The sequence below is a fragment of the Bacteroidia bacterium genome (assembly GCA_037045145.1).
Taxonomy (GTDB): Bacteria; Bacteroidota; Bacteroidia; order AKYH767-A; family OLB10; genus OLB10.
In genome coordinates, this window is sequence record JBAOIA010000012.1 from 1,044,566 (window position 1) to 1,063,797 (window position 19,232).

Consider the following 19,232-nt stretch of genomic DNA (forward strand, 5'->3'; position numbering starts at 1 on the left):
GAAGTATTTAGGGATTAAAATTTTTAAAATTCCCAATAAATAAAAAATGAGATACCAACAATAATACGGTGATTAAATGCTTTTACAACGCAACTAATTCTGAATAAAAAGGACTTACTTTATTGCTTTGTATTACTAAACAATCTGAACCTACTCTTTTACAAATTTTGCATATTCTTTAAAACCATTGTTACTAACCTCAACAATGTAAATGCCTTTTGCAAGATTTGCTATGGGTACAGTTACTTTTTGTTGTACAAAATTTTGCCTGTAAACTTCTTTATTCAGTACATTAAACAAACGTAAGTTGCAGGTTGTACGAACAGCCTTTGAAAACGCAATGGTGACAAAATCCTTAGCAGGATTGGGATAAACAAATAAATTATTTTTAGCTATTTCCGGATCTTGCTTTAATGCTGTTAGCGTATCGCAACCGCTACCTTGCAATGCGCCCAACTCATAATCCGGATTGTTGGGCAAACCCCAATAAGTACGTTTGCCTCCAAGATAAAACCCGAAATTATTAAAGTTGCACCCCACACCTTTCACGTTCGGATTGTTGATGACTCCCAAATACATGTTTTCAGGAAAATAACAGGAATCTGCATAAGGGAAATAAAGATACCCTAATGTATCGGTATAGGATGCAGTCATGTATATTTTTCCGTCTGGAGCAAGTCTGATATGACCGGGGGACCTCCCCCTGTTTACAACCGTTTGCATTCCGGTTATCTGTGCTATGGTGTCCATATCCTGCGAATAAATATCATACTGCAATAAATAAAAAGGATAATAGACTCCTTTGATAATGTAAAGCAAGCTGTCATTGGGCGAAAATGCCGAACCTAAAAAAGCTCCATCTGTAATCGGCAATGAATCAGTAATAATATTGGCATTTGACATTAACCCTGTGCAGCGGTCAAAATCAAATAACTGCATTGAGCCGCCATAACTAACAAAATTTAGTTTGCTGCCGTCAGATGAAAATGTAAAATTACCCAAACCCGTAGTTTTGTCATATCCAATACGCTGCTTCATTGGAGCATGTATGCTGTCAGGCGTTACAAGATAAACATAAAACGTGTCGGAAGGAATTAAGCTTGTTGCTCCTACATAGATTGGCTTGCTCACCACCCACCAGTCACGCCCGTTGCCATGCTTAACCCCTCCAATAGCATCTGTAAACACAACCGAATCAACTAATGGTTTGTTTTTAATGGTTATTTTTCCTAACCCTATGTTATAGTTCAAATCAATAACAGATAGAAACAATCCACTGTGTAAATCTGAATTGATCCCTACGTGAAATAAATAAAATGTATTATCATTTGCCGGGTTTGGAATTATAATATGCTCATTGTACCATGCAAGGGATATTAACGAATCGCCATTATCCATAACAACGTTGAACTTGTTGTAAACAGTACCTCTTCTAATGTAGCCGGGGATATTATTGTAATTTGGATCATCAGCCGTATAAAAAAGCAAGTTGTTAGCCGAATCGGCTATGCTTGTGCATGTTCCTCTTGAGCCAACAGCGCTGCTGCCTGCTGTTGCAGTTCCATTTACAAAATCTATCCTTGCACTGTCGCCAAAGCACCATACCGAATTTTTGTACTGTGCATGGCATATATTAATGCTCAAAACCAGTAAGACTATGATATTTCTTAACATAAAAACAGTTTTAATACGTTCTGAAATTATTTTATAACAACAATCTGCGCAACCTTAGTGCAATTTTCCTGTGTAGCTTTTACTATGTAAACTCCCTGCATAAGCTCCTCAATGTTAATGCTTACTACTGCATTGCCCTCCAAATCAAAATTACCTTGCTTATATTGTTTCCCTGCCACATCTGTAATTTCATAAATTATGCTGCCCGTGCATTTAATAAAAACAAAATCTTTGGCTGGGTTAGGATAAATGTTTATTAAATCCTCCTTTGGGGGATTTAGGTGGCTTATTCCTGTAATCGTATCACAGCCGCTGCCTACAAGTGCTCCTAACTCATAATCGGGGTTGTTGGGCAAACCAAAATAACAGCGCTTACCGCCTAAATAAATGCTATAAGGATTATAACTGCATCCTGTACCTTTTACATTAGGGCTGTCAATGGTGGCAAGATACATGTTATCCGGTGAGTAAAAATTATTAGGATACGGAAACCAAATGCCGCCAAAGCTGTCGCGTGCAATAGTAGCAATGTAAATTTTACCATCAGGTGCAAGACGCAACGCGCCTGTGCCGCGTGTAAATGATGAACTAAATGAAGTTACCTGCGCTACGGTATCTATATCATTGTTGGATAAGTCTATCTGTAAAATATAATAAGGCGGCAGATATACTCCTTGGGTTACATACAATAAGCTGTCATTCGGAGAAAATGCAGAACCACTAAAAGCATTATTGCCATCAGAAAACATAGGTATATCATAAATAATATTGGCATTAGATAAAATACCAGAGCAACGGTCAAAATCAAAAACTTCAATAATGCCATCAGACATTACTACACTCAACTTATTGCCGGCATTAGAAAAAGTAAAATTACCCAACCCCCATCCTCTGTCCGTACCTATGCGCTGCTTCATTGGCTCATGTATGCTGTCTGGCGTTACGAGGTAAACATAAAACGTATCGGAAGGAATTGGACCTGTTGCTCCTGAATAGATTGGCTTGCATACCACCCACCAGTCACGCCCGTTGCCATGCTTCACCGCTCCCATGGCATCGGTCAAGTAATCGGTAGTTATCAAATGCTGATTTTTAGTGGTTACTTTTCCTAAGCCGCTGTTATAGTTTAAATCAACAACAGAATAAAACAACCCATTATGCCCCCCCCCAAGACCTAATGAGGCGGTTAAGTGAAAAATATAGAACCGGTTATTCCCTGCGGGATTGGGAATTATCATCAGCTCATTGTACCAACTATTGCCTACTATGCTATCGCCTCCATCCATAAGCACATTGTTTCGGTTAATAATTTTTGCTGAATAAAATCCGGTACCGGGATTAGTAAAACCATAAAACAACAATCCTATGCTGTCGGCAATGCTCACGCACGATCCTCTTGAGGCTACTATACTGCCGCCTGCTGTTGCAGTTCCATTTACAAAATCAATTCTTGCACTGTCGCCAAATACCCAAATGCTGTTTCTGTCTTGTGCTGTTGCATTATTATAAAAAAGTAAACTTAAAAACAACAGCCAGTTTTTGAGATGTGTTGTCATTTTAAAATTATTAGCCTGGTTGATTTTTCTTCTGTTTCTGTAACAGCCTTTACCTGATATACACCCTGCGCCAAATTTATTAAAGACAGAGATAGTGGAATTCTAAAACAAGTTAGCTTTTTCATGACATTTATAATTTTAGTTTGAATATAATTCAAAGCAAATATAGTTATAAAATAATAAATTCAAAATATTTTTATAACTTTATTGAGAAGCCTTAAAACAATCCTAATATGGGGGTGCGTTGTGCAAAATTTGTTTACTCCAAATACATCACCTTCTTCACTGCTTTAATAATACGCTCAGGGTTTGGAAGGTAGGCATCAATTAGTGTAGGTGCATAAGGTAATGGCACATCACCACCTGTTACGCGCAGCACAGGTGCGTCAAGATAATCGAATGCTTCGCGTTGTACTTTAAAAGCTACTTCTGTGGCAATGTTTGCCAGCGGCCACGACTCTTCAACTATTACCATACGGTTGGTTTTTTTCACAGACGCTATTACAGTGGCATAGTCAATAGGACGTACAGTACGCAGGTCAATAATTTCTACATCTATATTTTCTTTGGCTAGCTCTTCTGCTGCCTTATATGCAGTCTTTATAATTTTTCCGAACGAAACAATGGTTACATCATTGCCGGCACGTTTGATGTCTGCAACACCAATAGGCATCAGGTATTCGCCTTCGGGTACTTCGCCTTTGTCGCCATACATCTGTTCGCTTTCCATAAAAATTACAGGGTCGTCATCACGTATTGCGGCTTTCAGCAGTCCTTTGGCATCTTTAGGATTTGAAGGAACAATAACTTTTAAACCGGGGCAGTTGGCATACCAGCTTTCAAATGCCTGCGAGTGTTGTGAACTGAGCATACCTGCCGATGCTGTAGGCCCACGAAAAACAATTGGCACACCATATTGTCCGCCACTCATACTTTTCATTTTAGCTGCTGCGTTGATGACCTGATCTATGGCTACGAGAGAAAAATTAAACGTCATAAACTCTATAACAGGACGCAATCCATTCATGGCAGCACCAACGCCTATGCCGGCAAAACCCAATTCTGCAATAGGTGTGTCAATTACACGTTTGGCACCAAACTCATCCAACATGCCTTGCGAAACTTTATACGCCCCATTGTATTGTGCTACCTCCTCGCCCATTAAAAAAACATTAGGGTCCCTGCGCATTTCTTCGCTTAAGGCTTCTCGCAGGGCTTCTCTGAATTGTATTTCGCGCATAATGTGATGTTATCTTTTACAAAAGTAAGCAATTACTTTTTGTCTGTAAAAATGTCTGAACTATTAGAAATATTAAGATGTACTTACCTGACTAAAACGCATCATCAACTCCTCTGCTTTTGAAACCATATCCGGAGAGCCGATAAAAAGTGGTGTTCGTTGATGCAGCGATGTAGGTTGAATGTCGAGTATGCGGTTAAATCCATCAGAAGCCTTGCCGCCCGCCTGTTCCACAATAAATGCCAGTGGATTACATTCATAAAGTAATCTTAGTTTTCCTTTTGGTGACTTGGCAGTGGCGGGATAAATATAAATGCCACCCTTTAAAAGATTACGGTGAAAATCGGCCACTAACGAACCAATATAGCGAGATGAATAAGGACGTTTTGTTTTTTCGTCCTCTTCCTGACAAAATTTAATAAACTTTTTTACGCCTTCCGGAAAGTGTGCATAGTTGCCTTCGTTTACGGAATAAATAAATCCTTGCTTAGGAACTTTCATATCGGGATGCGACAGACAAAATTCTCCTATTGAGGGGTCTAATGTAAATCCATTAACACCTTTACCGGTGGTGTAAACCATCATGGTTGATGAGCCATAAATAACATAACCGGCAGCTACCTGTTCAGTCCCTTTTTGCATAAAGTCAGAAAGGTTACTGGGGCCTGAAAGCGTTGTTCTTCTGTATATAGAAAAGATTGTTCCTATAGAAACATTGACATCAATATTAGATGAGCCGTCCAAAGGATCCATTGCAACCACATATTTTGCATTTTTAGAAATTTCGGAATTGATGGGAACCATTTCTTCGTTTTCTTCGCTGGCAACAGCACAGGTTTCACCACCGCTGCTCAATGCAGATATAAATTGTTCGTTGGCATAAACATCCAACTTTTTTACTTCTTCGCCTTGCACATTGGTATTACCATAATCGCCAAGAATATCTACCAAGCCTGCCTTATTCACTTCGCGATTAACCATTTTGGCAGCAATGCCAATGTCTCGCAGTAATCGTGACAACTCTCCTTTGGCATAAGGAAAATCCGCTTGTCTCTCAATGATAAATTGCCCTAATGTGATAACCCGTTTTGGTGTGTACATGTATGTTACAATGTTTAGGTTACAAAAATAAGCAAAAAGGCTACATGCCGACTGCCTAAGTATTCCGGAATTGAGAATTGCTGTGTGCTTGTTGGATGGATATTGTATTTTGCAATGATGTCTATATAGAACGATAGAGAATCACGTAAATTTTTGAGTTAGATGAAATGAACAACTACATTCACATGCAAGAATATTTTTGATTAGAATATATTTACAATAATTTGGCATCCAATAAATGAACAGTCTGCCGGAAAATTATTTAGTTTTACATCGTGTAAATTAAACAACCATGAAAAATCTATTCTTATTACTTTGCCTGTCCACTTTTGCTGCGAAAGGACAAATCACACCCCCATACTTTAACGACTTTGAAAATGGTGCACAAGGCTGGTTTGATAGCACCTACAGTGGAAGTTCGTGGGAGCTTGGAACACCAAACTTCGGATTAACTACAGGCGCTCATTCCGGCAGCAATGCATGGGATATTTCGCTTGATTCTGCTTACAATGACAGCACCTTGTGTTATTTGTATTCTCCACACTTTAATTTTAGTACTTCTACCAATTCTATTTTATCGTTTTGGTTAAACTACAAAATAGAAGTACAATGGGATGGAGCTTTACTTCAATACTCGACAGACTCAGGAACTACATGGAAGATACTTGGATTCAATGATAACATTCCAACCATTAACTGGAATTCGAATAACGTGGTTGGAGACTGGGGTTGGTCAGGCACATCAAATTGTTGGGCTTTTTCTGCCATTAAATTAGATTCGGTTTATGGTTTCTCTGATGTTCAATTCAGATTTCGGTTTTCTTCTGATGCATCAATATTCTACGATGGAATTACTATTGATGATTTTTCTATTTATACGTTGCCTAACAATGATGCATCCATTGCTTCGATAATTTCTCCATCTAAGAATACACAACAACCTTTTAATGTGGCTACGGCTAATGTTGCTAATGTTGGTTCAAACACTTTACTCTCTATTCCCGTTGGTGTTATCATCAATGGTGGAACACCATTTTTTTCAATTTATAATGGCTCCCTAACTTCCATCAAGGCTGATAGTTTTTCAATGGGCAATTTTACAGCGCCAAATGGTTATTACACCATTTGCTTCTTCACCCAATTGCCCGGAGACACAAACCCCTTAAACGACACTTTGTGTTGTGAAATTAATAACGGTGTCAGTTCGGTGTCAGCTTCAGATAATTCATCATTCGTAATATATCCGAACCCATCAGAGAATAATTTGATTCGAATAAGTAACCTCAATACAACAGGTATATTTTCCGTTTGCATTATTGATGGTATTGGAAATACGGTATATACATCTCAAAAAGCAAGTACCCATTCCTTTACAATAAACAAAAAACTTGCTGCAGGAATCTATTTTGTCCTCATAACTGAAGGTGATAAAATTTATTACAAGAAATTAATTGTAAATTAGAATTTAGTCTGTAAAACTTCGCCCACAAATTTTATCTTTTTCAAGGTAATCAATTATAAAAAAGTATATAAATTTGAATAAAATTTCACCCTCTTATTAGCCCTTTGAGCAATTCGTTTTGTATTAATTCGAAAAGCAAGTTAGCGAAAATTGAAATTTATAACATAATAGGCAGTAAAGTATTTTCAGAAGATTTAAAACTTCTGCCTAAGCAATCTTTTGTGGTTAAACCAAATATAAATTCAAACGGCATTTACTTTATTAAGTTAACTAATGTTGCAGGTGAAATTAAAACAATGAAAATTGTCAGGGAGTAAAACACACTTTTTATAAAACCATTTTTGTATTTCCACTCTAATTTAATTAGTTTTATCTTGCTTCAGCAGATTGTAAATAACTTGTACAACATATACTGATATTGTTCAGATAAAACAAACTATCATTGCAGCAAAATAGTGTAATGGCGTTGACAAGTTTTCCAAAAGAAAAAATAAAAATCCTTTTACTGGAAGGTGTTCATCCTGCTGCTGTGGAAATGTTCAGAGATGCAGGCTACACACAAATTGAAACCACTACAGGTGCATTATCAGAAAAAGAACTACTGCAAAAAATAAATAATGTCCATATTCTTGGCATTCGTTCAAAAACACAATTAACTGCTGCTGCCATTAAACAGGCCGACAAACTTATAGCAACGGGATGTTTTTGTATTGGTGTCAATCAGGTGAGTATGAGTGATGCCATAGAAAATGGAATAGCTGTTTTTAATTCGCCTTTCAGCAATACACGCTCTGTGGCAGAATTAGTCATAGCCAATTGCATCATGCTGTTGCGAAGAATTCCCGAAAAAAGTAAAGCTGTCCTTGCCGGACAATGGTTAAAAGACAGTGCCGGATGTTTTGAAGTTCGTGGTAAAACACTTGGGATAATCGGCTATGGCCACATAGGCAGTCAGGTTTCTGTTTTGGCAGAGGCATTAGGCATGAAGGTGATTTTTTATGATGTAGAGCCAAAGTTAAGTTTGGGAAATGCCAAAGCTTGTAAAAGTATAAATGACTTACTCAAGCTATCGGACATTGTGACGCTGCATGTACCCGGAACTTCGGCAACGCGCAATATGGTGAACGAATCTTTTTTACGAAAAATGAAAAAAGACAGTGTACTCATCAACCTGAGTCGTGGCGAGGTGATGGATGAACAGGCTATTGTGAATGCCATTACAGAAAAACATTTAGCAGGACTTGCTGCCGATGTTTTTATTGACGAACCACAACATAAGGGCGACCTGTTTCAATCGCCCCTACAACACTTGAATAATGTATTGTTGACACCACATATTGGAGGGTCAACACTTGAAGCACAGGAAAATATAGGTACTGATGTGGCCGGAAAAATTATCCGTTATCTTGAAACCGGCAACAGTATGGGTAGTGTTTCTGTCCCTGCATTGAATTTACCTTTACAGCAAAGTGCGCATCGTATTTTACATATTCACCACAATGTGCCCGGTGTACTATCAGAAATAAATACCATTATGAGTAAACATAAAGCAAATATCCTAGGTCAATATCTTCAAACCAATAATGCTATAGGTTATGTGGCTGTTGATATTGATAAAAAAGCTTCTGCAGGATTGATAGCAGATTTAAAAAACAGCAAAGAGACTATCAGGGTTCGTGGAGTTTATTAATGACTATTAATTATTTCTTACCGATATAAATCCATGCTTCTTTTCCGGATTCCAATTTTTCCATTACACGTATATAATCAGACACTTCATACCTATCAGTAGCCTGTAATTCTTCTTCTGTAATTTCAAAAATCATTCCTTTAATAACATCGGTTTCATTTCCGGAATGAACAGCCACAGGGTGAATATGCTTTCCACTTTTACGAATTACGTCACTGTCTGTAATTTCTAAATCATCAATTCGATAGCCTTTCAACAAATCTATGTTGCCTTTTAGTTTGCGTCCATAATTTTCAAGTTGGACTCGCTCAAGTTGCAGTGTGCCGTAAGAAAACAAAAAGTGGTGCACGGATTAAATTTTGTTGTGGCAATATTAGTGTTATGACAAAAAAAATCAGTCATTTTTTATGTGCCATTCAAATTGTTTTGTAACATTTTAAGTATAATAACCGTCTTGTTAATGGTTCTCAGAAAAGTATAAAACCAGTAATTCAATTATTTAGACTAAATTTTTATGATTGATTTTCAATATTATATAAATTTTTATACTACTATGTGTTGCATAGTACTGTTTTATAAATATATCTTTGCATCGCAATAATCAATAAAAACATATACAGATGAAACGCTTCGAATTATTAACCATCATTTTAGCAGCAGCAGTATTACCTACACTGGCACAAAACGCACAACCACCTGTTGTAGTTCCTGCAATTATTATGCAGGGTGAGGTAATACCTTATCAACAACTTCCTGAAGTCACTATTACTACCAATGCTTCAGAACTAAAAGCCGTAGAATTACCTGTTGTCACCATCCGTGCAAATAAAATCAACCAACAAATTTATCCTGCAGTAAAGTATGGTAGCAACTATATTGCCTCTGTTACAATTTCGCCAATTGAGGTGGTGGCACATCAGCAGAAAAGAACTTTTGCATCATTGTTTTCATTTCTTCGTTACTTTAGCCGTTAACAAGACCTGTTACATTGTTTACTGCTTTTGCAGTTTCTATTTTTTATAAACACAAAAATCAAACTTCTGCCAATGAAGCTTACTATAAAAGGCCTGACAAAAACATATCCTAACGGAGTGCAAGCCTTAAAAAACATAAACCTAGAAATAAAAAACGGACTATTTGGTTTGTTGGGTCCCAATGGTGCCGGAAAATCATCTTTGATGCGAACTATTGCTACTTTACAAAATGCAGACAGTGGCAATATTTTTTTAGACGATTTAAATGTACTTGAGGATAAAGAAGAAGTAAAAAAAATCTTAGGGTATTTGCCACAGGAGTTTGGCGTTTATCCAAACATTTCTGCACAGGAATTACTTAACCATCTGGCATTATTAAAAGGTGTACATCTTAAAAAAGAACGTGAAGAAGTTGTAAAAAGTCTGTTGATGCAAACAAATCTGTATGAAGTACGCAACAAAAATTTAGGCGGTTTTAGTGGTGGAATGAAGCAGCGATTTGGAATAGCACAGGCATTAATCGGTAATCCTAAAATTATTATTGCTGATGAACCAACAGCAGGACTTGACCCAACAGAAAGGAACAGATTTTTAAATCTGCTAAGTGAAATCAGTGAACAAGTCATTGTAATTCTCTCAACACATATCGTTGAAGACGTTAAGGAGTTGTGCTCTCAGATGGCCATCATCAATAAAGGCGAAGTAATGTTCAGTGGGCACCCGGCAGAAGCAATAAAACGGGTGCAGGGAAAAATATGGACCTGTCAGGTTGACAAGCCCACTGCACGCGAACTGATGACAAAACACAATGTCATATCCCAAAAATTTAACACCGGACTGATTGAACTGCATGTGTGGAGCGAAGAGCCTCTTAACCACCACTTCGCCATTGCGCAGCCCGTTTTGGAAGATGTTTATTTTTCTGTGCTTAATGGCAATCTAAACCCTTAAGTTATGTGGAGTGTACTCTCTTTTGAGTTGTCGTACCGTTTCAGAAGGCCTGCAACTTACATCTACTTAGCCATTCTTTTTCTGATAAGCTTTTTGTTTGCTGCAACAGATGCTATCTCTATAAGTGGTGCTGTTGGCAACATTCATAAAAACTCACCCTACACCATATATCAGGTTATGCTCATTCTAACGCTTTTAGGCACCTTGATTATTTCCGCAGTAATGGGTGTGCCGGTTTATCGCGATTACGAGCATCACTTTCATGAAATTATGTTTACGCTTCCCGTTTCAAAAGCGCAATATCTTGGAGGACGTTTCTTAGGTTCATACTTCACAACATTATTTATTTTTTTCGGAATACCATTAGGCATTTTAACAGGGCTAGTAATGCCGTGGATTGACAAAGAAGTTTTAGGCCCTTTTATGTTGAATGCCTATGTACTTCCCTTTCTGTACATCGTCATACCTAATGTATTTATTCTGGGTGTAATGTTTTTTGCTACCGGTTCGCTTTTCAGAAATCAACTGGCAATATATCTGCAAGGAATGGTTTTCTTTATTTTCTATTTGGTGTTAACTTCTGCAACAGGTGATGTAGAAAACAATCCAAAGTTTGCCTTATTCGATGTATTTGGTATCACTCCTTCATTTTACATTACACGCTACTGGACTCCATTTGAAAAAAATCTGCAAACAATACCATTGGAAAGTTATCTGTTGTGGAATCGTTTGTTGTGGATAGTCATAGCTTTAATTGGTGCGCTTGTTACCTATCGGTTGTTTCAGTTTTCAAAGGCAAGTCCATTTGTTTTGCGTAGCAGAAATATTCAGAAAAAAATTAGTGCTGAAAATTTAAGTCACATTAGCCTTCTTGAAACTTCAAAAGATTATTCCTTTTCAACCCGATTGCAGCAATGGCTTCAAATGGTGCGATTTGATTTTTTCGGGACTATTCGGTCTGTTCCCTTTATTGCAATCTGGATTTGTGGTGTAATTCTTATACTTGGTCAAATGCCACAAATAGGTAAAATGTTTGGCACTACCATCTACCCTGTTACCTATGCCATCATTGATGATTTAACAGGAAATTTTACCTTGTTTACTTTGATAATTATCACTTTTTATTCAGGTGAGTTGGTATGGAAAGAACGAGAACGCGGCATTCATCTGATAACAGATTCACTACCTGTTTCAAGATATGCATTAATAACAGCCAAGTTTTTTGCCATGTGTCTTATTGTGGCAATGATGCAATTTACCGTCTTGTTTATAGGAATTTTAATTCAGACATTAAAAGGTTTTTATCGTTACGATATTGACGTATATCTGAAAACACTTTTTGTCAGTCAGTACCCAAGTTTGATTTTACTTGTGTTACTTGCATTTTTCATTCACAGTATGGTCAACAATAAATTTATCGGCCATACATTAATGATTGCCTATTTTGTCGGTAGAATGGCAGCGGCAGCAATGGGGATAACACATAAAATGATTTGGTACGGCAACATACCTTCTGCACCCTACTCCGACATGAATGGATACGGACACTTTCTTTATCCAAAATATATGTTCTTGCTTTATTGGGGAAGTTTAGGGCTTATACTTTTCGTGCTTGGTGTTATGATGAATCGTCATGGAAGCGAAATTGGAATAAAAGCCCGGTGGAAAATATTTTTACAACAATGGAAATATAGCAGAGGAAAAAAAATAGTTTGGTCGCTGCTTTTAGTTTTTATTGTTTCAGGATGTTTTATTTTTTACAACACCAACATCCTGCATAAATTTAAAAGCGATAAGGCAGTCAGACATGAACAGGCCGAATACGAAAAACGCTTTCGCAAATACCTTGATTTTAACCAGCCACGAATTACAGCAGTAAATGTAAATATTGATTTGGTTCCTGAAAAAAGATATGCTGCCATTAAAGGATATTATATCATCCAAAACAAATCTGCATTACCGATTGATACATTTTTAATAACTTGGGCACATGAGAATATAAAAATCAACAGGTTTGGTTTTGATATTCTGGCTGATGAAGTCGAAAACTATCAGAAGCAGTTTGTTATTTATAAACTAGCTCATCCATTACAACCCAATGATTCTACTAAAGTATATTTTGACATTGAATACATCAACAACGGATTTGCCAACTCAGAAGAAGAATTGGGATTGGTAAACAACGGCACTTTTATCAACAACAACTATCTGCCAGCATTTGGATATTCAGAATCGTTTGAATTGACCGATAACAGCGACAGAAAAAAGGAAGAGCTTCCGAGAAAAAATCACACCATGCGTTTGCTTAGTGATAGTGCATCGCGTAACAACACTTACTTAGCTAATGATGCAGACTGGATAAGATATGAATGTATTATAAGCACATCACCCGATCAGATTGCAGTTTCACCGGGATACCTTCAAAAAGAATGGACACAAAACGGAAGACGATATTTCCATTACAAAATGGATGCGCCAATGGTTAATTTCTATTCCTTTCTAAGTGCACGATATGAAGTTTTTCGTGATTCCTTTCAGGGAATTAATATTGAGATATTTTACCACAAAACACATTCATGGAATATTGAAAAAATGAATAAGGCCATTAAAAAAACTTTGGCTTATTGTCAGAAAAATTTTTCGCCCTATCAGTTCCGTCAGGTTCGTATTCTGGAATTTCCACGCTATGAAACTTTTGCACAATCTTTTCCAAACACCATACCCTTCAGCGAAGCTATTGGTTTTATATATGACGTCAGCAAAGACACAGATATAGACAATGCATTTTATGTAACGTCACATGAAGTTGCACATCAATGGTGGGGGCATCAGGTTTGTGGTGCCAACAGCCAGGGTTCTACATTGATGGTAGAAAGTATGGCGCAATACACAGCACTTATGGTGATGGAAAAAGAATTCGGGAAAGATGCTATGGAAAAATTTCTTAAATATGAGTTGGATGGATATCTTTCCGGTCGCTCAATAGAAAGAATAAACGAGCAACCCATTGCACGCAACGATGGTCAGGGATATATTCATTATCAAAAAGGAAGCTTGGTTATGTATGCCATGAAAGATTATCTGGGTGAAGACACGCTTAATGCAGCATTACACAGATTTATTAAAACGTATGGATTTCAATCGCCACCCTATGTGCAAGCACCACAGTTTGTGCAGTACATTGCTGATGCAACACCTGACAGTTTAAAACAAGTGATAGAAGATATGTTTAACCGTATCACACTGTTCGATTTAAAATGTGTTGAAGCGGCATACAAAAAGAAAGGAAATAAATATGAGGTTACTTTAGATATAGAGACAGCAAAAATCTATGCTGACAGTATGGGCAATGAAACAGGGGTTAAACCAAATGACTGGATTGATGTGGGCATAATGAAATATGATGGCACAGGAAAACACTCCTATCAATATTTGCAGAAACAATTATTTACAGGTGGCAGAAAAACATTAGTTATTACTGTTGATAACAAACCGTCTAAGGCTGGTATTGACCCTTTGCATAAACTCATTGACAGAAATAGTGAGGATAACATAAAGGAAGTAAAATCCTTACAATAATTTTTTCTTACATAGACTTTTAGTTTTTATCTTGGCAGCCATGCTTGAGGTAAAAAATCTGAACGTTGTATTTCATCAAAACAGCAGTCCTATAATTGCTGTAAAGGATTTTTCTTTTTCTATTGCAGCAGGTGAAACATTAGGATTAGTTGGTGAATCAGGCTCAGGAAAAACAGTTTCATCATTGGCATTACTCGGATTGTTGAACAGTAAAAACGTGGTATTGGGTGGCAATGCCTATTTCAATATGCAACAACCTGTTGATTTATTGAAATTGAATGAAAGACAATTAACTGCAATCAGAGGTCGTCATATAGCTATGATAATGCAAGAGCCAATGCAGGCATTTAATCCGATATTTACTTGTGGACATCAGGTGGCAGAAACCATTCGAAAGCATACCTCATTAAGCAAAAATGATGCAACAGAAAAAGTATTTCAACTCTTTGAAAAAGTAAAGCTACCAAATCCATTACAAATCAGTAAACGTTTTCCGCATCAACTTTCGGGAGGACAGTTACAACGTGTTGCTATTGCAATGGCTATTTGTTGTAATCCATCACTCCTTATTGCTGATGAACCAACAACAGCACTCGATACCTCAGTACAGAAAGACATACTCTTGCTTTTACAGCAACTGCAATCAGAAAATAATATGGGTATGTTGTTCATCAGTCATGACCTTGAAGTTGTAAAACACATTGCACATCACACTTTAGTGGTTCATGCAGGACAAATGGTTGAACAAGGAAAGACACCGATATTATTTTCACATCCTACTCATGATTACACAAAAGAGCTATTGCAAAGTCGCCCTTCAGGATTTAAAAGAAACAAAATTATTGGTGAAAGAAATATTCTGACTGTAGAAAATTTATATAAAAATTTCAACCAACGGCAAGGGCTTTTTCGAAGTACAAAAAACACCTCAAATGCTGTTGACAATATCATCTTTACAGTAAAGCAGGGAGAAACATTAGGCATTGTTGGTGAATCGGGTTCAGGAAAAACAACATTAGCTAAATTATTACTTCGATTAATTGAAGCGGATAGTGGATTGATAAAATTAAACGGAGAAAATCTTATACACTACCCGATTCGAACGGAACAACCTTGGCGAAAAAAAATTCAGGCTGTATTTCAAAATCCGCATGGGTCACTCGATCCGGTTATGACTGTGGGGAAACAACTTGGTGAAGTGATGAAATTGCATGATTCACCACAAAATGCCACTATTGTTAAAAACAAAATTGTTGATTGGTTTGAAAAAGTAGGACTAACGGAACAACATTTAAACCGATTTCCGCATGAGCTAAGCTCCGGACAAAAGCAACGTTTGTGTATTGCCCGCGCACTGATTCCTTCTCCAGATTTGCTTATTTGCGATGAAGCTGTTAGTGCACTTGATGTTACTGTTCAGGCAAAAATTCTTGAATTGATAAACAGTCTTCAACAACAATTTCATTTCGGATGTATTTTCATTTCTCACGACCTGAAAGTTATCCGTCAGATGTGTGATACTGTTTTGGTGATGAAAGAAGGCAAGGTTGACTGTTATTTAGAAACAGAAAAATTATTTGAGGAGCACCCAACAACATATTCAGAGATATTATTAAGATCAATTTTATAGAAAAATGATAACCATTCGCAAAGGAACACCCGCTGATGTTGAACCGGCACTTCTACTTATCAAAGAATTGGCAGCATTTGAAAAGGCACCTGAACAAGTTATCAATACTGTTGAGCAAATGCTTATAGATGGCTATGGCGAAAAACCAATTTTCGATTTGTTGGTTGCTGAAGCAGATCAAAAAATTGCAGGTATTGCCATCTACTTTATCAAATATTCAACATGGAAGGGAAAATGTCTTTATCTCGATGACATTGTTGTTCAAGAATCATTACGCGGAAAAGGAATAGGCAAGCAATTGTTTGATGCTGTTGTTGCAGAAGCCAAGTTATGTAACTGCCAACAATTACAATGGCAGGTGTTGAACTGGAATGAGCCTGCAATTAATTTTTATAAAAAATACGATACTGTTTTTGATGCTGAATGGATCAATTGTAAAATTACACTTTAGTTTTCCTTATACTGCATTTTTTTGTGTATCTAAAATTTCAAAAAACACGTTGTCATTAAATCAGCAAATCACTGCCAAACAAGGAATAGCATCAGAAATAAAGGCAGATTTTTCTCAATTTATTACAATGGCAGATTGTTTGTAAGGTAAAACACATGCATCCGGAAGTCCGCAAAATTTTTAAAAGCATTACTATACCACTCATCTTATCACTAATAATGATTGGTGTAAAAGTTTTTGAAGTTTTATCACATTCCGATTTAGGTGTGTATGGTGTACTACCAAGACAGATTAGTGGATTAAAAGGAATTTTATTTATTCCATTTCTTCATGCCGACTGGGAACATTTGTTCAGCAATGTTATCCCGCTGATAGTTACAGGCAGTATGTTATTTTATTTTTATAAAGAACTGGCTGTGAGGGTGACATTACTTATTTATATTCTTAGTGGTTTTTGGCTTTGGCTTGGCGGACGCGAAAATTATCATATTGGAGCCAGCAACATTGTGTATGGCATCACAGCATTTTTATTTTTAAGTGGCTTTATCAGAAAGCATACAGGGCTAATTGCCGTTTCATTGCTTATGGTATTTCTGTATGGAAGTTTAGTCTGGGGACTTTTTCCCGTTGTTCCAAAAATTTCGTGGGAGGGGCATTTATTTGGAGCTCTGTCCGGAATACTTTGTGCAATAGTTTTCAGAAAGGAAGGTCAGCAGCAGGAAGTTTATGAGTGGGGAGATGATGATGAAACATTTGATAATCACGAAAATGATGAAAATGCTCCGCAGTCATCATTAAAAATTGTTTATTCGTATAAAAAATCAGACGAGCAAAATGGCACTGAAGAATCTTGAACACATTGGCATTGCAGTTAAAAGTCTGCAAATTTCTGAGCCTATATTTGAAGCATTATTAGGTTTTCCGTCTTATAAACGAGAAAATGTTGAAAGCGAATATGTTATTACCTCATTTTTTCAGTCGGGTGAAACAAAGGTTGAGCTTTTAGAAGCTACCTCATCTGAAAGTGCCATCGCAAAATTTGTTGAAAAACGTGGTGAAGGAATTCATCATCTGGCCTTTGCTGTAGATGATATAAAGGCAGAAATGCAAAGATTGCAACAATCCGGTTTTACACTTTTAAACAGTGAGCCAAAGAAAGGTGCCGACAATAAATTGGTTTGTTTCCTTCATCCCAAGTCAACCAATGGTGTGCTGGTAGAATTGTGTCAGGAAATTAAATCTTAAAAAGCAGAGAGCATTGCCATCAGATCTTTCTCTATTTCCATCTGAACATCGTGATGAATAGCATTCAACCCCGCCTTCTGTGCACCTAAGGCATTATTCAAGTTGTCGTCAATAAAAACTGTTTCAGCAGGAATCACACCGCTATCCTTAATCACTTCAGTAAAAATTCTTTTATCAGGCTTTCGTGTTCCCATTTGAAAAGAATAATAAGTTTTTTCAAACAGTTTTTCAAAACGGTCTTTACCAAAAGTCTGATTCAGGCTCTTTATAAATGCTGTATGATGAATAATGTTGGTATTGCTCAATAAGTAAATATTGTACTTGCCACTAAGTTCGTTCAGAAAATTAAACCTTTCGGGATTCATTTCACCTATTAGAGCATTCCAGGCAAAATCAATTTCATCGTCAGAAAGCGGCCGCTTGTAATGTTTTCTGATTTCGCTTCTGAATGTCGAGGCAGGTATCAAACCTTTTTCAAAGTCATCAAAAAATTTTGCTTGCTGCTTCATGGAATAGAGTTCTTCAAAATTATCGAGCCCCATCTTTGCAAACTCAATTGCAGTTTTTTCTGTGTTAATAGGCAACAACACACCTCCAAAATCAAAAATGATATTTTTAATCATTCTCCTACTATCTTTTGTTTATTGCGTGCAAAAATATACTTTTGCAGCCCTTAAAGTTCATTTAACATATAATTCTTTTTTGGGCCCATAGCTCAGTCGGTTAGAGCAACAGACTCATAATCTGTGGGTCCCTGGTTCGAGCCCAGGTGGGCCCACTTTAAAGGACAATCATAATTTCAAAATGATTGTCCTTTTTCTTTTATTACCACCTTGAGAATGATTTTATTTCCATTAAATTATAAAATAATTTGCTGGTTTCAAAATCTTTGCCCACTTTTACAAAGCGGAAAATGAATTCCGCACAAAACAAAGATGAATCATAAAAATGAAGAAATAAAGTAGAATAAAATTGTGAAATAAAATATAAGCGTTTCGCTTTAAAGTTTCCTGTCATAGAAATCTTGCAAAATTTTAACAGCACAGGAGAGTAAAAGTGGAAACGCCTGCGTAAAACGTGGGCGTTCCTTTTGCTTCGTGCTGTAGGTTTGCAAGAACCTCTATGACGAGCATAGGAATTAGCCCGCGTTTTATTTTTTACCCCCCTACAAAATCCAAAAAATCAATGTAATTTAGTCACACCCAAAAAACCAAATAATATGAAAAACCAAATCCAAGCAACTGCAATAGCCGTTTTGCTCTGCCTGTTTACATTCTTTACACGAGCGCAATCACAATCAGTAAATATTGCCTTAACACTGCCGCCCGACACCATAGGTGCCTGCGAGAGCAATGTTTATGCCCTTTCATTTTCCGGAGCCACCGGAGCAAGGGTAATCATTACTGCATCGCTTAGCAATGCGCCTGCGGCAAATTGCAGCAATGCAAGCCCCATCTATCTTGATTATATTGCTGCATCTAACAATGTGAGCAATGTAGTTACCTACAACAACGGGCAAACCATGAGTTTTACCGTAACCAACAGCAACGCTGTAACACTATCGTATCATGCTTTTATTGACTGCTCTATTATTTCAGATACAACCCAAGGAAACAGCAATATTAATTTTGTCCAAACATTTACAGACTCTTCTGCACTAACTATACTTTAGCTGTCAA

The 19,232-nt window shown here is 37.0% G+C and carries 16 protein-coding genes and 1 tRNA gene; 11 read left to right on the forward strand and 6 right to left on the reverse strand.

From position 1 onward, the window contains the following. Nucleotides 1-150 precede the first annotated feature (150 nt). The 4 genes from V9G42_13780 to fbp form a co-directional block, all read right to left on the reverse strand. A complete protein-coding gene (locus tag V9G42_13780; GenBank protein MEI2760495.1) occupies nt 151-1,674 on the reverse strand; it encodes a T9SS type A sorting domain-containing protein in 1,524 nt (507 codons plus the stop codon). Nucleotides 1,675-1,700: 26 nt separating this feature from the next. Next, entirely contained in the window at nt 1,701-3,230 is a 1,530-nt protein-coding gene (locus V9G42_13785) for a T9SS type A sorting domain-containing protein (GenBank protein MEI2760496.1), read from the reverse strand. A 259-nt stretch (nt 3,231-3,489) separates the two neighbouring features. Continuing rightward, nucleotides 3,490-4,470, reverse strand: a complete 981-nt coding sequence (locus V9G42_13790; GenBank protein ID MEI2760497.1) for a pyruvate dehydrogenase complex E1 component subunit beta — start codon at nt 4,468-4,470, stop codon at nt 3,490-3,492. A gap of 72 nt (nt 4,471-4,542) precedes the next feature. Beyond that, nucleotides 4,543-5,571: a class 1 fructose-bisphosphatase gene (gene fbp / locus V9G42_13795; protein MEI2760498.1), complete on the reverse strand. Its 1,029-nt coding sequence runs from the start codon at nt 5,569-5,571 to the stop codon at nt 4,543-4,545. 292 nt (nt 5,572-5,863) lie between these two features. On the opposite strand from fbp, the gene V9G42_13800 reads away from it, so the two are divergent. Together V9G42_13800 and serA are read left to right on the forward strand one after the other, a co-directional pair. After that, the gene (locus V9G42_13800) at nt 5,864-7,033 is read left to right on the forward strand and encodes a T9SS type A sorting domain-containing protein (GenBank protein MEI2760499.1); all 1,170 of its coding nucleotides are present in this window, start codon (nt 5,864-5,866) and stop codon (nt 7,031-7,033) included. Between the two features lie 460 nt (nt 7,034-7,493). Further along, a complete protein-coding gene (serA, locus tag V9G42_13805) occupies nt 7,494-8,723 on the forward strand; it encodes a phosphoglycerate dehydrogenase (GenBank protein MEI2760500.1) in 1,230 nt (409 codons plus the stop codon). Nucleotides 8,724-8,733: 10 nt separating this feature from the next. Here the strand turns inward: serA and V9G42_13810 are convergent, their stop codons facing one another. Then, entirely contained in the window at nt 8,734-9,072 is a 339-nt protein-coding gene (locus V9G42_13810; protein MEI2760501.1) for a gamma-glutamylcyclotransferase family protein, read from the reverse strand. A 271-nt stretch (nt 9,073-9,343) separates the two neighbouring features. Between V9G42_13810 and V9G42_13815 the strand changes: the two genes are divergently transcribed. The 7 genes from V9G42_13815 (at nt 9,344) to mce (ending at nt 17,553) form a co-directional block, all read left to right on the forward strand. Next, nucleotides 9,344-9,697: a hypothetical protein gene (locus V9G42_13815; protein ID MEI2760502.1), complete on the forward strand. Its 354-nt coding sequence runs from the start codon at nt 9,344-9,346 to the stop codon at nt 9,695-9,697. A gap of 72 nt (nt 9,698-9,769) precedes the next feature. Further along, nucleotides 9,770-10,648 carry an ABC transporter ATP-binding protein gene (locus V9G42_13820; GenBank protein MEI2760503.1) on the forward strand — a complete coding sequence of 293 codons (879 nt, stop codon included), beginning with the start codon at nt 9,770-9,772 and terminating at the stop codon, nt 10,646-10,648. 3 nt (nt 10,649-10,651) lie between these two features. Further along, nucleotides 10,652-14,227 carry a M1 family aminopeptidase gene (locus tag V9G42_13825; protein ID MEI2760504.1) on the forward strand — a complete coding sequence of 1,192 codons (3,576 nt, stop codon included), beginning with the start codon at nt 10,652-10,654 and terminating at the stop codon, nt 14,225-14,227. Nucleotides 14,228-14,267: 40 nt separating this feature from the next. Continuing rightward, nucleotides 14,268-15,857, forward strand: a complete 1,590-nt coding sequence (locus V9G42_13830; protein MEI2760505.1) for an ABC transporter ATP-binding protein — start codon at nt 14,268-14,270, stop codon at nt 15,855-15,857. A gap of 4 nt (nt 15,858-15,861) precedes the next feature. After that, nucleotides 15,862-16,308: a GNAT family N-acetyltransferase gene (locus V9G42_13835; protein MEI2760506.1), complete on the forward strand. Its 447-nt coding sequence runs from the start codon at nt 15,862-15,864 to the stop codon at nt 16,306-16,308. Nucleotides 16,309-16,463: 155 nt separating this feature from the next. Continuing rightward, nucleotides 16,464-17,162, forward strand: coding sequence for a rhomboid family intramembrane serine protease (locus V9G42_13840; protein MEI2760507.1), 699 nt, complete (start codon nt 16,464-16,466; stop codon nt 17,160-17,162). After that, on the forward strand, nt 17,149-17,553 hold the full coding sequence (gene mce / locus V9G42_13845) for a methylmalonyl-CoA epimerase (protein ID MEI2760508.1): 405 nt from the start codon (nt 17,149-17,151) through the stop codon (nt 17,551-17,553). Before V9G42_13840 ends, mce begins: the two co-directional genes overlap by 14 nt. On the opposite strand, the gene V9G42_13850 is transcribed toward mce, so the two are convergent. Next, the gene (locus tag V9G42_13850) at nt 17,550-18,176 is read right to left on the reverse strand and encodes an HAD family phosphatase (protein MEI2760509.1); all 627 of its coding nucleotides are present in this window, start codon (nt 18,174-18,176) and stop codon (nt 17,550-17,552) included. The genes mce and V9G42_13850 overlap by 4 nt on opposite strands. 81 nt (nt 18,177-18,257) lie before the next feature. Here V9G42_13850 and V9G42_13855 point away from each other — a divergent pair. Together V9G42_13855 and V9G42_13860 are read left to right on the forward strand one after the other, a co-directional pair. After that, nucleotides 18,258-18,331 (forward strand) — tRNA-Ile (locus V9G42_13855). A gap of 441 nt (nt 18,332-18,772) precedes the next feature. Next, nucleotides 18,773-19,225, forward strand: coding sequence for a hypothetical protein (locus V9G42_13860; protein MEI2760510.1), 453 nt, complete (start codon nt 18,773-18,775; stop codon nt 19,223-19,225). The last annotated feature ends 7 nt before the right edge of the window (nt 19,226-19,232 follow it).